Here is a 14416-nt window from a genome sequence, read left to right as displayed (position 1 = left end):
GCGGTTTTTGTGAGGTATTTTATTCTTTAAATGTAATTGTATGGAAATATTTTTTTACTTCTTTTTGATTTTTGTTGCTTTTGTGCTGAAGTGTTCGTTGTTTTTTAATGTTTTTTGCTTATTTGCCTTTTTTTTTAAGATTAGATTGTTTGTTTTGGATAAATCTAGCAAGAAAGCCGAATTCACTATTGACTTGCATCTGTTGCCATTTATCCTTGCTCCGAAGTTTATAATGGCATTCTAATACTTGTAGCGTATCCTTGCTTTTAATCGCATGTGCTGCGATCGATCTACTATGAAAGCTGGTGCAAAAATTTTTGGGTCTCCTATAATCATATGCTTATTGCTAAATCCTAACCTACGGGCACAAGGTCTAAAAGATAGCTGGGTGGGACGCCAGGTCCACCGGATTTTTAATGACACAGCTTCTGCCGCGGAAAAAAGCTTTACGGTTTATCCCACTTTTGGCTATGCGCCCGAAACGGGGATAGAGCTGGGGGCTTCGGCCCTTCAGCTATTTCGTGCTAAGAACGATTCATTGAACAGGTTGAGCGAGCTGCAGGCGTTCGCTTTCTTTACTTTTAAGGCTCAGTATGGCTTATGGCTTGATAATGCGATATACGGCGACAAAGACAAGTGGTTTTTGCTGGGAAGAACGCGTATCCAGCGTTTTCCTCTGTTTTATTATGGTATCGGGCCTCGTACCGGAGAATCTAATCATGCGGTGGTGGACGCTTTTAGCATTGCCTTTAAGCAACGTGTTTTAAGGAAAATCAGTAAGGATTTTTTTGTTGGCCCTGAGGTTGATTTTCAACAACTCACCGATGTGTCTTTTAATCGACCTGCTTCAGGGGGGCCGATGCTTCCCTTGGGAGCGGATGGTTCGTTAAACCTCGGACTGGGTGCGGCTTTGGTTTATGACAATAGGCATAATGTGTTAAATGTAAGGAAAGGGTTCTTTGGGGAGCTTTCTTTTTTGAACTACAGCCCCTCGTTGGCCAGTGATTACCGCTTTAATAGTGTTAATTTAGATATACGGTCTTTTCATGTGCTAAACAAGCGCAATACCCTTGCTTGGCAGCTTTTTGGCAACTTTGTCCGTGGAGATGTACCCTTCAACCTGTTAGCCCTGATGGGGGGCGATATGCTGATGCGTGGCTATTACCAAGGTCGGTATCGAGATAAGAATATGTTAGCCTCACAGGTTGAGTTTAGAATGTTGCCGTTAGCGTTCAGTAAAAGGGTAGGAGCGGTTGTATTTGGATCAATGGCAACGGTAGGTCCGAGCATTGACGCGCTTAGCTTTTCCAATCTAAAATGGTCAGGTGGTTTTGGCCTTCGTTATTTACTCTTTCCAAAAAAGGATATTTATATCCGCTTGGACATCGGTTTCACACAAGAAGGCGCCGGTTTCTATATTTTCAATGGAGAGGCTTTTTAGGATTTTTTTTCATGCGGGTAAACAAAACGAATTTCCGGGCTGTTTTCTTTATACATCCGATAATAAACTGTATATGGAGCAAATGAGGATCCCTGAGGAAATGCTAGTTCATTTCAATTATGAAGCGAAAGATGTACCGCAAACGGTGCGGGAACTACGTCCCATCATATTCCAGGACGGAAATGATTTTTGTTGTGTGTTGGGACCTGATATGAAAAAAGGCATTTTTGCATGTGGTTTATCGCCGCAGGAGGCGTTGAAGAATTGGCAACGTAACTTAGACGAACGGATAAAGAACCATTCCGACAATGATGAAGTAGCTAATTATGTTGTAGATGCATTAAAGGCTTCAAACAAAAAGATTTGGTGACGATCTTTTTGAATGGCGGTAATACATAATGAACGCGTTTATAATAATAATAAAGGACATAACTACATGCTATTAATGTTGTATGTAAGATCGGATCTGCAGGCGATATGCACGGAACAATGCAAACAATTATAATAATAGCGGGTTTTTTCTTTGATTTGCAATGTCTTTAAAAAGATTCTCTTAAAGACGGCTAAAAAAAGAAAAAAATGCTTCTTCCAATTGGAGATGATAATCGGGATCGGAAGACGATCCCCTTTGTAAATTATACACTTATCGCTATTAATATATTCGTGTTCGTTTTTTGGCAACATTTCGGTAATAATATTTATTTCACTTTTGCTTATGCAACGATCCCCGCGGAAATATTAACAGGTAGGGATATTATCACTGAGAGTCAGCTGATTGCTGACCCCTTTACTGGAGATGTTTTCGAGCTGCCGGGATTACAAAAAACACCTGTACCGGTTTTTTTAACATTGATAACTTCCATGTTTATGCATGGCGGCTGGGCCCACTTGGGAGGGAATATGCTGTATCTCGGTATTTTCGGCGATAACCTGGAAGACCGTATGGGACATATCAACTATTTGCTCTTTTATCTGCTAACAGGAGCATTAGCCGGTTTGAGTCATGTGTTCAGTACTTTTATTCTTGGACAAGATCTACTGATTCCCAGTTTAGGTGCGTCGGGCGCCATTTCCGCTGTATTAGCAGGATATATGGTTTTGTTCCCGCGAAGAAGCGTTTACGTATGGATTTTATTCGTTGTGATCTCCGTGCCGGCTTTTCTGGCGGTGGGACTATGGTTTCTTTTCCAAGTATCAAATGGTCTTGGCGCGCTAGGTGGGCAGCAAGCGGGCGGCGTTGCCTATGCCGCCCATATTGGTGGTTTCCTTTTTGGCTTATTGTTGATAATGCGATTTGTAAAGAAAAAGAAATTTAGAAAGAGGGTATAAAACCAATATCATCCAAAGCAATCACACCGGAGGGCGACTGATCAAAAATAAAGGAGATGCTTTGCAGATTATTTAAATCGAATGAAGCGCTGTTTTTTTTCAACCTGCTTAGATCAAAGTAGAAGAAGTCGGGTATCGCTTCGGCATCTTCGTTTGCATTGAGAAAAGCATATTTTGTCAATTTTTTCTGTATCTGCGGTTGTAAAGGGAAACAGTTGCTCAACAAAAAATGAAGCCGATTTCCTGAACGGTCTACCAATTCTATTGTGAAATCAATGGGCGGCATTTCTTCGATATTTTGCTTTTGTTTTTTCTCTTTCCTACTTGCATCCTTTTCTTGTCTTTTCTCTCGGTTACTCTTTTTCCCCTTTGTTAGGTGAAGCGAACTTTCGTCGCTTGTTGTAAGGTTGAAGACAAGCGCCTTATCTTCTGTTGCCAAATGGATGCTGTCATTAAAGTTAAATGTATATCTACCAATTAGCTTCTTGTCATCTTCCAAATTCCACCCTATATAGGCTACACGTGAGAGATGATCTCCCCACATTAGCTTATGTTGTGCTTCTCTCCACACACTTAAATTCGTTGCATTTATATTTACACCAGGTATGGTAGCTGTCGTCAGATTCAAGTCTTCTTCATAGCGTGCCAGGAATATGGACTTGCTTGATTCATACTGGTTAAAATAGATTTGTTCGGGAAGCCAATCACGACCAGATCGGTAGTCCATAAATAAAGGTGTATAGGCTGTCATACCTCTTAGATGTACGTCAAGGAAGGCGCTAATATAAACCTTGGCTATTTGTTCCTGATCTTTTGCCTCCATGACGTTGGTCATGTTAAACTGGTTGATGAAAGGTCGACTAGCGTCATATTTACCCCAGCTTGTATTGAACTGCCCATGGTTGGCATGATGAACATACAGGCCTGCCTTAAAACCTTGATAAGAGGGATTGTATTGAATACGCTTATATGTACTTAGTCCTCCATACGACTGCATATCCATATCGTGTGTTCCCTGTATTACAAGATAGTTGATGTCTTGAAGGGGGGCTAAGATGGATGCAGGTTTGTATTGACCATCTACGGGCGCTATCGCTACATAAGCTTTGATGGAGAAGTTAAAGTCGAACTTCTCATTTGCATTATCTGGAAAGCTGGGTAGACTATTGAACAAGGCGGCATGAGACATCGCTTCACCGCCACGTGAGTGGCCCACTAAGGCGATGTTATTCATATCAACGCGCCGATAAAATGGATTTGATGGATCTTCATTCCATTTTTTCCACAGTTCCAAGTGTTTTAACATTAACCATCCGCGTGTGCCATTTTCTTTTTCCAAACCACCTCGGGGCATATCAGTAAAACTCCCATTCAGAAAATTCTCGTCAACGGATGCAACGATATAGCCTTTGCTGGCAAGTAGTTCGCCTAAGTAATCATAGCCACTTTCTGACCAGTCTTGCGCCAGATGATTTCCATGTACAATCAAAACAAGGGGAGCAGGCCCTTGTAAGTTGTTTGGATACCAGACCATCGCGTTTAATGGAAGTGCCGTTTCATTAAAACCGAAATACCAAGTACGCAATTTACCTGAAATACCGGTCCAAGATTTTAACAAAAAGGATGCGTCTACAGTAGGGGATTTTATGGTAGCATCTTTGCCATATATTGTACGATGTTTATCGTTCCCCGATCCATAGCTTAAAAAGGAAACCTGCCATTTACCTCTCTGCGCTGGATTGGCTGCCTTTATGGTTGGGGGAAGTTTTGCCAGTAACTTGTAATTTTTGATGGACTCGACCCTTCTTCCGGGATATAGAAAAAGAAATAAACCAAGTCCCAAACCAACAAGTCCCAGACCAAAGACCATAATAGCCGGTAATTGCCTTTTTCTTGTATGTTGGCTTTCTTTATGTTGCCTCCAATAAGATAAGGCACCAAAAATCAAGGCAGGGAAAATAATAACGAAGCCGATAACGATCCAATTGTATGGCCAACTCAGTCGATCAAAAAATAAAATAAAGAAAATAACAAAGGCGATGGATTGTCGAAAATAGCGTGGGGTTTTTGCGGCAAGACCTATGGCAAAACTGATGATAACAGCAATGACATAAGATGCGATAACGTAACAAAATAGAGTGAGCAGATAATAACCGAATCCGACAGCCGATAGGAAACCATCAATTGTATTGAAAGCAAAAAAGAGCAATGAGACAAGGAAAATTCCTATCCCGCTGGCTTTGAGCGTTCGATTATTTGGCGTGAAAAATGCAATTGCTTTTTGGAACCAATTGCGGGTTCGTTTCCACCAACTATTAGGATGCTGTTGTATGTTTTGTTCCATTGTTTAAACCAACAAGTAAAAAATTACAAATCGCTTGATATTAAGGTGTAAACGAAGGTACAAAGCTTTTCCAATATAAAATTGTATGAAATTAGCCTCCCGTATTGCTTATAATTTTCTGTATTGATTGGGAGTGAATCCTGTTAGCTTTTTAAAAATTTTCGTGAAATGGGCTTGATCCGAAAAGCCGCAGCGGTAAGCAACTTCAGTAAGTGTGGCGTGCTGCGATTTCAGTAGGATAAGCGCTTTTTCGACTTTGATCTGGCGCAGATATTCACCGGCTGTACAGCCAAAATAACGAGCGAAATACCGAGAAATTGTTACCGGATGTACTTGTAGATAGTGAGCCAATGTATGAAGGGATAATGGCTTATCCCATTCGTCATACAGGATCGATTTAATTTTTTTTGTCCATTCAGGAAAAAGATGTTCCCTTTTGTTGGATTTACCGTTTAGTGTTAAACAAAGCTGTTGAAGCGACAGGGGAGTATCCGCATCATTTAAGTAAATTTCACGCATAATCTGCATGAGGCAAGCGGTATTGATTGATGGCTGCGCTTCGAACATAAATGATTCATCCGGTATCAAGATATCATAATTCTTGAAAAAGTCAGCGGTTAGTTCCATATTAAATATCCGCGTTCCCTGCACATAGTTCAGGTTTTGATGTGGTATTCCGGGATAATAGTACAGACTAGTACCAGCCATTTGTATTTGTGTCCCCTTTTCTCTCAATTCCCTGCTGCCTCCAGACAAAATATGTGAGAAATGTGGGTTACTATGGTAATGCCATTCGGATGACATGCCTGGCTTAAACGTTGTTTCACTTGCTATAATGCCGTCAAATATCAATTGTTTCACTTTTTCACCGACATAAGTGCCTATTTCAAATCGGACGGGAGGACAAGCCAGCATGTGGAATCGGAATTAATGTTTATTATAGTATAGACGGTGAAAGTGCTGTGTTGTTACGCCTAATTAACTTCATTTTATGAATCCTTTCATCTCTGTGCGATTGCAAATATTCATCATCACAACAGATATTCAATGCTTCTTATAAACCTTGAATCTCAGATGGCTAAGTGATAAAATCGTTAATTTTAATTATTCCGGCCAACTACATGATCGTTCTTCATATCCAACAGCTTAATAGCTGATGCTGCAACGATTCCACCTAGGGTGTACCAAGCTACCGTGAGAATTTTACTAACCATACTTTTATTGATTGGTGCGTCGTTTAATCCCAAAGGTTTTGTAAGACCGATTGCTCCAAGTCCGGCGGTTAATCCGTAACCTGCGCCTCTCCAGAACAAGCCCTGTGAATCGCCTTTCCCAATAGCACTGTAATACATGGTATTACTGGCAAGATCGCTTAAAAGCGTAGTTGCATACAATTTTTTTCCGGTTGGAGGTGTTATGCCAACAGTCCGACTGGTTTTCTTGATAGCTTCCTGACCGACCTTGTCGATTTCCGGCGCTTCTTTAAACAGTTTTTTAGCACTTTCGTGAATGATATTTAAAATAAGGGCTCCTGCTAACCCCCCTAACATGTTAATTGCGAACTTCATATCGTTTTCTCTTTTATCTTCGATGCATTATGACCAGCTACCGTCAACCGATCGCTTATCCCTAAAAGAACAAATGACGATAGATAATGTTGTAAATGCCTTAAATTTCATGCGTGAGAATGATGCTAGCCAAGCAAAATTCATCAATAGCTGCCTATTGGTTGAGTCGACTATTTCTTTATAGGCTTATTCCCTTTACATTTGCAAATATGGATTCAATTAAACGACTATGCGGTGCGTCAACCTGTTTTCTCTGTAATCAAGTTAGCGATGAAATATTTAGAGCGATTAAGGCCAAAGGCACCCAAGGTCAAATAGCTAAAGGCCAAATACTTTTTAAAGAAGGCGATAAAGCTGATACCATTTATTTTATTACAGAAGGTTGTATCAAGACCCATATGAAATGGAGCGAAGATCGGGAATTTATACTCCATTTTAATCGGCCAGGCGAAGTTCTGGGATATCGGGGAATGGGAGGCGACTTGAAATACCCAATTTCCGCAACTGCCCTCCAAAAAAGCTACGTATGTTCGCTTAGCCTCGATTCCTTTGACCGCTTGTTAGATGCTGACCCGGCTTTCGCCAGAAAATTTTTGAACTTTCATATTAATGAATTACGCGACGCCGAAAAAAGAATGCGTGATTTAGCATTAATGGAAGTGAAGGGAAGGGTAGCGAATACGGTTATTACCCTGGAAGCACAATTTGGCTGCGATAGCCTTGGATTTATTGCAATTGAACTAAAGAGGCAAGATTTGGCTTATTATGCAGGAACGGTCTATGAAACCTTCTTCAGAATGCTCAAACAGCTGGAGGAAGAGAATACGTTCGAATTAAATGGAAAGAAAATTAAGATTTTAGATAGGAAGCTATTACAAGCCTATTGTACCAATTAAACACTATCAGATTGATTCAAAGGTGATTCGGACTGTGATGTAACAAAAATTGATGGAAAGATTTTTTAAAATATGATATAAGTCATATTTTTGCATCAAATTTATAACATGTCAACTAAGAAGTCCGGAATTCCTATTTCCGTTTCCTTGTCATCCACTTTGGAGTCGGAGGCCATTTATCCTCAGCAAGTAAGGAACAAGAAAAGATTAATCATGATATCTTGTTATGCCGTAGCTGTAGGAGCAGCCATCAGTTTAATTGCTCGTTTTTTAGTCTATTTAATCAGTCTAATAACCAACTTATCGTTCTATCAAAACTTATCATTTCATGAGGTTTCTCCTGCCCATAATCAATTGGGAATGATCGTCATCGCTATACCTGCGTTGGGCGGCATTATTGTAGGATTAATGGCTAAATATGGGTCAAAGGCAATTCGAGGTCATGGTATTCCCGAAGCCATGGAGCAAATTCTGACGAATGAGAGCAAGATACGTCCTACTATCACTTACCTAAAGCCAATTTCCTCAGCAATAGCGATAGGAACCGGTGGGCCTTTTGGTGCTGAAGGGCCGATTATTGCTACCGGTGGGGCTTTAGGTTCGACTTTAGGTCAGTTATTACGCATCACGCATACAGAACGGAAAATTTTGCTTTCAGCAGGAGCCGTGGCAGGAATGACAGCCATATTCGGGACACCGATAGCGGCCATTTTTCTAGCGATTGAGTTACTCCTTTTCGAATTTACACCTCGTTCCATTATTCCTGTAGCACTGGCCTGTATAACGGGTGCGGCAGGACATCACTTATTATTCAGCGCCGTTCCTGTGTTTTTCAGCGGTGCCAGCATCGATGTGGTTTCGAACGTATCGATTTTCTTTTATAGTTTAATGGGATTGCTGATCGGTTTTTTGGCAATTTTAGTGACCAAGTCGGTTTATGCGGTTGAAGATTTGTTTGAAAAATTGCCAATACATTGGGTATGGTGGCCTGCAATTGGTGGAATTGCTGTAGGACTGATTGGTTATTTTTTTCCTCGCACACTGGGCGTTGGTTATGAAAATATTACGGATCTCCTTTCGGGTAAGATGCCGCTGTATTTTGTTCTGACGTTGTGTGTTTTTAAATATCTTTCCTGGGTTTTAGCCTTAGGTAGCGGTACGTCAGGCGGGACATTAGCTCCGTTGTTAACGATTGGAGCTGCTTTAGGCGTGCTAATTGCCATGGTCTTTAAACATTTAATGCCCGATTTGGATATTAACCTGGCCCTGGCTGCTCTGATTGGCATGTCAGCCATGTTTGCAGGTGCATCAAGAGCCTTGCTTACTTCTATCTTATTCGCATTGGAAACGACCGGTCATTTTAACGCCCTTATTCCCTTGCTTGCTGCCTGTGTTGCTTCTTATACGGTATCCTATCTATTTATGCGCAATACAATCATGACTGAAAAAATTAGTCGACGCGGTGTTTTAACCCCTGATGAATATGAACCGAATTTATTGGAAATGGTTAATGTTGGCCAAATCATGCAGCAGGTAGCTGTGACCGTGTTGGAGACAGTAAGTATCCTGGAAGCACAAGATTGGTTCAATAAATCGACGGAAAGACCCGATTATTTGATCATTGTTAATGAGGAACAACAATATGTGGGGCTTATCTCTACAAAAGAGCTATATAAATTTACCGGCAATGACAAAACACAAGTAAGTACGCTAATTGAAAAATCGGTTAAGCCCCTTTATACAGATAACAGCCTACGAGCTGCATTGAACGTTATGTTAACAGAAAATAAGCACTGCCTTCCGGTCATCGATAGAAAGCGTGAAATAGCTGGGCTTATTACCTATGATCGATTGCTCAACTCTTTTCAAGAAATATCGGCTAAAAGTGAACGACGGACAATTAACATTTCACTCCGAAGAAGAGGGCTTAAATTTATCGCTAATCGTAGACGACCAAATCATGTTCGATAAGTTGCTTTTCCGATTAAGATTGTAAAAAAATACAACTTTTTGTATTTATAACTGTTCCTAGATACAGTTATCGTTGATTTATAGTAGGGAGGAGTTATGCCGGAATTACCCGATTTAGAGGTTTTTAGTAGAAACCTTACGAGAATCCTTAAGGGGAAAAAACTGGAACGGATACATGTTCATGAGCATAAAAAAGTCAGTGTTCCGGAAAAAGAGCTCAAAGAAGCTTTGGAAAAACGTGAATTAAAGAAAGTATATCGCTTAGGAAAACAACTTTATTTCGATTTCGGAAAAAATACGTTATTATCTCTTCATTTAATGCTTCACGGTAAACTGGTATATACCAACGAAGAAAACCCTAAGTATGCCCTATTATCCTTGAAATTCGAAAAGGCTCAAACGCTCTTCATAACAGACTTTCAAAAGATGGCCCATATTCAGCTAAATCCGAAGCGGACAGCGTCGGTAGATGCTTTGTCGGATGATCTGCATGCGGAACGACTGTATATGATCCTTCAAAACAGCAAGGCAACTATAAAAACACTTCTAATGGATCAACATATAATCGGTGGTATTGGAAATGCCTATGCGGATGAAATTCTTTGGGAGGCAAAGATTGCACCGCAATCTATCGCCAATAAAATACCAAAAGAAAAAGTAAGCGAATTAGTGGAAAGTATTAAAGAAGTTTTATTGCAGGCGGAAAAAATGATATTAAAAGAACACCCCGATATCATAAGCGGTGAAATTCGCGATTTTATGAAGGTTCATCGTGTGAAGGCCAAAGAAGATCCACAAGGTAATCCGATCCGAACGGAAAAGATAGGCGGCAGAACTACTTATTTCACAGATCGCCAACATGTCTACGCTTAACTCAAGTGCATCGATTGATATTGTATAGAGCGGGCAACGCTTACTTAATTAATGACGCTTTTAATATTTTAACACAGTGAACTAGCTGAGGATTAACGAGTAGATTAATAAAGGTCTTTCGTTTCTTTTTGCTCCCAGCTTAAGAAAGGCGCCTGTGATTCGTTAATTTGTCGAAATTCGAAGGGAATTCTTCTTTCTGTTCCTGTTAAATTTATTTCTTCATAAATAAAAGCATCATCAAAGCCAGCTTGTGCTGCTACAAATCTTGTCGCCGCATAGACTACACGCGATGGCCGCGCCCAATAGATCGCGCCTAGGCACATAGGGCATGGTTCACAAGAAGCATAGAGTGTGCAGTCATCCAATTGATATTCACCAAGGTGTTTGCAGGCATCTCGTATAGCTACAATCTCCGCGTGTGCGGTAGGATCTATAGTAGATGTCACTGAATTGCATCCTTTGCCGATTATTTTGCCGTCCTTTACAATGATACACCCAAAAGGCCCTCCTTTGTTCTGTTTAACGCCTGTTACCGCTAAATCAATTGCCTTCTTTAAAAATATTATATCGTCTTTTGAAGCCATCATTAATCATTACCTCAGCTAATTTACAATTTTTTGTACGTCTTTCGATTATACCCTACGAATGATATATTGATCATTATTCCATGCTTACTTCCATTTTCCAATCTTTGGGTTGGTTGTTCCAGTATATGCTTACGTGCTCGTTGCTTTTATGCCTTAGAACCTCCAAGTTGATTCGTAAACTGTCTACTTGGATACCACTTAGTTTTATCCAGCTTAGAAAGCTTGGCAGGTAAGGTTTATTAAAACGAATAACTTTTTTGTCAGGAATAATTTCTAAACCAAGCAATGATTGTAGCAACAAGAATACCGAAGATACGGACCACGCCTGCGGGGAGCAGGCTACCGGATAAGCCGTTGGCCCTTCACCCTGACGTCTTTCAAAACCACAAAAAAGTTCAGGTAATCGTTGAAGAGGAATAAAGAGCGAAGCGTCAAACAACGCAGTTGTTAATCGGGCTGCTTCAACGACAAAACCATATTTTGCAAATCCACTGGCTATCAGCGCTACATCGTGAGGCCAAATAGAGCCATTATGGTAAGACATCGGATTGTATCTCGCTTCATTTGCTGCTAATGTGCGGATACCCCAACCAGCAAATAGATCGGGATGGAGTAAGGTTTTTACAAGTTTTGATGCCAAATGTTCATAGGCAATCCCCGTAAACAGCGCATGCCCCGCATTCGAAGTGTTTATCATACATGGTTTTTTGTCGCCATCCAGCGCTAAAGCAAAGCACTGCTTCTCTTCGATCCAAAACTGTTCGTTGAATTTTTTTCTCAAGTCAAGGGCACTCTTTTTCAGTTTTTGTGCAACGGCTGTTTTACCTAAGTCGTAGGCTATATAGGATGCGGATTTCTTGGCAGCATATACATACCCCTGAACTTCACATAAGGCAATAGGGCTTTTGGCCAGTGTACCATCAGCATGTGATATGGCATCAAAGCTATCCTTCCATCCTTGATTAGTCAATCCTCTTTCCGCTTTATGTTGATACTCTACAAAACCATCACCGTCAAAATCACCATAGTTGTCGATCCAATTTAAAGCAGCTTCAATGTGGGGCCATAATTGCTTCATTGTGGAAAGATCGCCTGTGCGTTGATAGTAAGCGCCAGCTAACATAATGAAAAGTGGGGTAGCATCAATTGTTCCGTAATATTTTTTAAAAGGTAATTCGTTTAACGCAACCATTTCGCCATTTCTCATCTCATGCAGTATTTTTCCTGGTTCAGCATCTGAAGCTTTGTCTTCTTGTTCGGCCTGATGTGCGGCAAGAAAGAGCAATACCTCTTTAGACAATTGTGGGGCGAGCCACAATGTCTGCCAAGCGGTGATGATGCCATCCCGTCCGAAAGCTGTATTGTACCAAGGGACACCGGCGTAAGGATATTTACCGTAAGGTGTTTCTGCCATTAAGGAGACTAAATCAGCCTGTGAACGATTCAGCCAATGTGTAAATTGCTCGTTGCTCGTTTCAATAATAGGGAAGTATGCATTTTTATGCTTTAACCTAGGTATCAGTTCGTCTTTTGCCGTTCCATAGGCGATTTTCGGTTGCGATGCTCGTCCTGTTTGCTCAAAATGAATGGCGTATTCCAGTTGACCGAGACCTTTGGCTGCTAAGTCGAGTGGAAAATGAAGCAATTGATGCGCTAAATCTGCTTCAAATGGCTGCGAAAAGTATATAATCGCCTTCCTCCTAATATGGTCCAGTCCCTCATAGCTGATCACCAGCTGCCCATCCTCACTTTTGGTTAAGGGCATAAGTCGTCCTCTTGCTTTGCGTTTTACACCCCGTACTTCAAAAATATCGGCAAAATCACCCTTAATAACTAAAGACAACTTAACAGAACAGGGATGATCCAGATAGTTTTGAATATCCAGTTTTTCATGAAAAACCTCATCTTTTAAAAATTGGCTTCGATGAATATGTAGCGAAGCAGCGGCGACCTTGATACCATTTAAAGATGTAAACCCGGGATTGCTCAAGTCGGTAGACAGTGTCTCGTTCTCTTCCGTAATGCTTGAGCTGAGTAAATCAAGGGGCATTCCGTTAAGTAACAGATGTAAGTGGTTAATGAAGCGTGTATCCCGATTATATATTCCTTGAATTTGGTTGCCGCCGGAATCTATATTGCCCCAACGGTTAAGTATAGCAAAGGTATCGCAATGATTTAAAACGTTAAACTTCTCCTCGTAACTTTCCATAGTTCCAATATTACGCTGTTAATTTGCTGTCTATTGAATCGAATTTTTTTGAATGATGACTTACAGATATACGATGCCTATTACATAATAGTTCGTAATTACGGACATAATCCTGGGCCATTCTATCTGAACTAAAGCGTTCTTCAAATAAACGTCTAATGATTCGTGGATCTAAAGCGGACGCTTTTTCAATGGCATATGCAGCTTCTTCGACCGAGGAAACAAGATAGCCATTTTTTCCATGTTCAATAATCTCAGGAACAGACCCATGCGCATACGCTATGACCGGAGTACCGCAAGCCATTGCCTCAATCATAACCATTCCGAAAGGTTCCGGCCAGTCGATCGGGAATAATAACGCTTTGGCTTTTCCAAGGAAATCATTCTTCTCAGATTCCCCGATCTCGCCGATATATTCTACAAAAGGCTTTTGGATCAAATGCTTTATATGATCATGAAAATAGGATAGATCCGCTTTATCGATTTTTGCTGCTATTTTTATTTTGCAGCCCGCTTTTTCTGCAATTTCGATAGCTCTATCAGGCCTTTTCTCCGGCGATATTCTGCCAATGAATGCCACGTAGTCGTCTTTTGTTTCAATTGCTTGATACAAATCTTTGGGAAGACCGTGATACACAGTATCCATCCATGCTGCCTGCGGTAAAGGGTTCCGCTGACTGTTTGAAATGGAGATGATAGCTTGCGTGTCGAATTTATCGTATAGTGGTTTTAACTCAGGTATATCTAAGCGGCCATGTAGTGTCGTAATACAGGGCCTTTGTAAAAGTTGTGAAGCGGGAAAGTGAAGATAATCTGTGTGAAAATGTATAATATCAAATTCATGTGCGCGTTCAATCACTTCTTGTAGCTGTAAGATATGAAAGGCTAAGGGATCGATTACTTTCGGGTTTAAACGCAGTGCTTCTTGCGTATGACTGACAAGTTTCGCACGAGTTACCGAATCACCGGATGCAAATAAAGTGACCTCATGGCCATGATCTACCAGGGCTTCTGTAAGATAGGAGACAACCCGTTCCGTACCGCCATATAGTTTAGGAGGCACAGACTCAAACAATGGGGATACTTGTGCAATCTTCATAGAACATATGAAATTAATAAATTAATAATGACAAGAATGCGTGTGTTTACTCTTTGTAAGAAGTGCAGATATAAGAAAGGCTTGTATTTACAAGCCTTT

At 40.7% G+C, this 14416-nt stretch carries 12 protein-coding genes; 6 read left to right on the top strand and 6 right to left on the bottom strand.

Annotated elements, in window-relative coordinates:
• The first annotated feature begins 388 nt into the window (after positions 1-388).
• The 3 genes from E0E36_RS22745 to E0E36_RS22735 all read left to right on the top strand — a co-directional run bounded on the left by E0E36_RS22745 (position 389) and on the right by E0E36_RS22735 (position 2770).
• Positions 389-1441: a BamA/TamA family outer membrane protein gene (locus E0E36_RS22745; protein WP_242627372.1), complete on the top strand. Its 1053-nt coding sequence runs from the start codon at positions 389-391 to the stop codon at positions 1439-1441.
• Positions 1442-1514: 73 nt separating this feature from the next.
• A complete protein-coding gene (locus E0E36_RS22740) occupies positions 1515-1811 on the top strand; it encodes a hypothetical protein (protein ID WP_130857871.1) in 297 nt (98 codons plus the stop codon).
• A gap of 209 nt (positions 1812-2020) precedes the next feature.
• Positions 2021-2770, top strand: coding sequence for a rhomboid family intramembrane serine protease (locus tag E0E36_RS22735; RefSeq protein ID WP_130857870.1), 750 nt, complete (start codon positions 2021-2023; stop codon positions 2768-2770).
• Here the strand turns inward: E0E36_RS22735 and E0E36_RS22730 are convergent.
• The 3 genes from E0E36_RS22730 to E0E36_RS22720 all read right to left on the bottom strand — a co-directional run bounded on the left by E0E36_RS22730 (position 2754) and on the right by E0E36_RS22720 (position 6682).
• Positions 2754-5114 (bottom strand): poly(ethylene terephthalate) hydrolase family protein, encoded by a 2361-nt coding sequence (locus tag E0E36_RS22730; RefSeq protein ID WP_130857869.1) that lies wholly within the window; start codon positions 5112-5114, stop codon positions 2754-2756. The two genes, E0E36_RS22735 and E0E36_RS22730, sit on opposite strands and share 17 nt — an antisense overlap.
• Positions 5115-5222: 108 nt before the next feature.
• Complete coding sequence (locus tag E0E36_RS22725) at positions 5223-6029, bottom strand: helix-turn-helix domain-containing protein (protein WP_130857868.1); 807 nt, start codon at positions 6027-6029, stop codon at positions 5223-5225.
• Positions 6030-6214: 185 nt separating this feature from the next.
• A complete protein-coding gene (locus E0E36_RS22720; protein WP_013666496.1) occupies positions 6215-6682 on the bottom strand; it encodes a hypothetical protein in 468 nt (155 codons plus the stop codon).
• Between the two features lie 209 nt (positions 6683-6891).
• On the opposite strand from E0E36_RS22720, the gene E0E36_RS22715 reads away from it, so the two are divergent.
• The 3 genes from E0E36_RS22715 (at position 6892) to E0E36_RS22705 (ending at position 10422) form a co-directional block, all read left to right on the top strand.
• Positions 6892-7578: a Crp/Fnr family transcriptional regulator gene (locus tag E0E36_RS22715; RefSeq protein ID WP_165447050.1), complete on the top strand. Its 687-nt coding sequence runs from the start codon at positions 6892-6894 to the stop codon at positions 7576-7578.
• Positions 7579-7686: 108 nt separating this feature from the next.
• Positions 7687-9549, top strand: coding sequence for a chloride channel protein (locus tag E0E36_RS22710; RefSeq protein WP_242627371.1), 1863 nt, complete (start codon positions 7687-7689; stop codon positions 9547-9549).
• Positions 9550-9645: 96 nt separating this feature from the next.
• Positions 9646-10422, top strand: a complete 777-nt coding sequence (locus E0E36_RS22705; RefSeq protein WP_130857865.1) for an Fpg/Nei family DNA glycosylase — start codon at positions 9646-9648, stop codon at positions 10420-10422.
• A gap of 104 nt (positions 10423-10526) precedes the next feature.
• Here E0E36_RS22705 and E0E36_RS22700 read toward each other — a convergent pair whose 3' ends face one another.
• The 3 genes from E0E36_RS22700 to E0E36_RS22690 all read right to left on the bottom strand — a co-directional run bounded on the left by E0E36_RS22700 (position 10527) and on the right by E0E36_RS22690 (position 14317).
• Positions 10527-11009 carry a nucleoside deaminase gene (locus E0E36_RS22700; protein WP_013666500.1) on the bottom strand — a complete coding sequence of 161 codons (483 nt, stop codon included), beginning with the start codon at positions 11007-11009 and terminating at the stop codon, positions 10527-10529.
• A gap of 73 nt (positions 11010-11082) precedes the next feature.
• Entirely contained in the window at positions 11083-13218 is a 2136-nt protein-coding gene (locus E0E36_RS22695; protein WP_130857864.1) for an amylo-alpha-1,6-glucosidase, read from the bottom strand.
• A gap of 10 nt (positions 13219-13228) precedes the next feature.
• A complete protein-coding gene (locus E0E36_RS22690) occupies positions 13229-14317 on the bottom strand; it encodes a glycosyltransferase family 4 protein (RefSeq protein WP_130857863.1) in 1089 nt (362 codons plus the stop codon).
• Between the last annotated feature and the right edge of the window lie 99 nt (positions 14318-14416).

The sequence above is a fragment of the Olivibacter jilunii genome, from assembly GCF_900607235.1.
GTDB lineage: Bacteria > Bacteroidota > Bacteroidia > Sphingobacteriales > Sphingobacteriaceae > Olivibacter > Olivibacter oleidegradans.
This window is presented reverse-complemented; position numbering and strand designations above follow the sequence as displayed.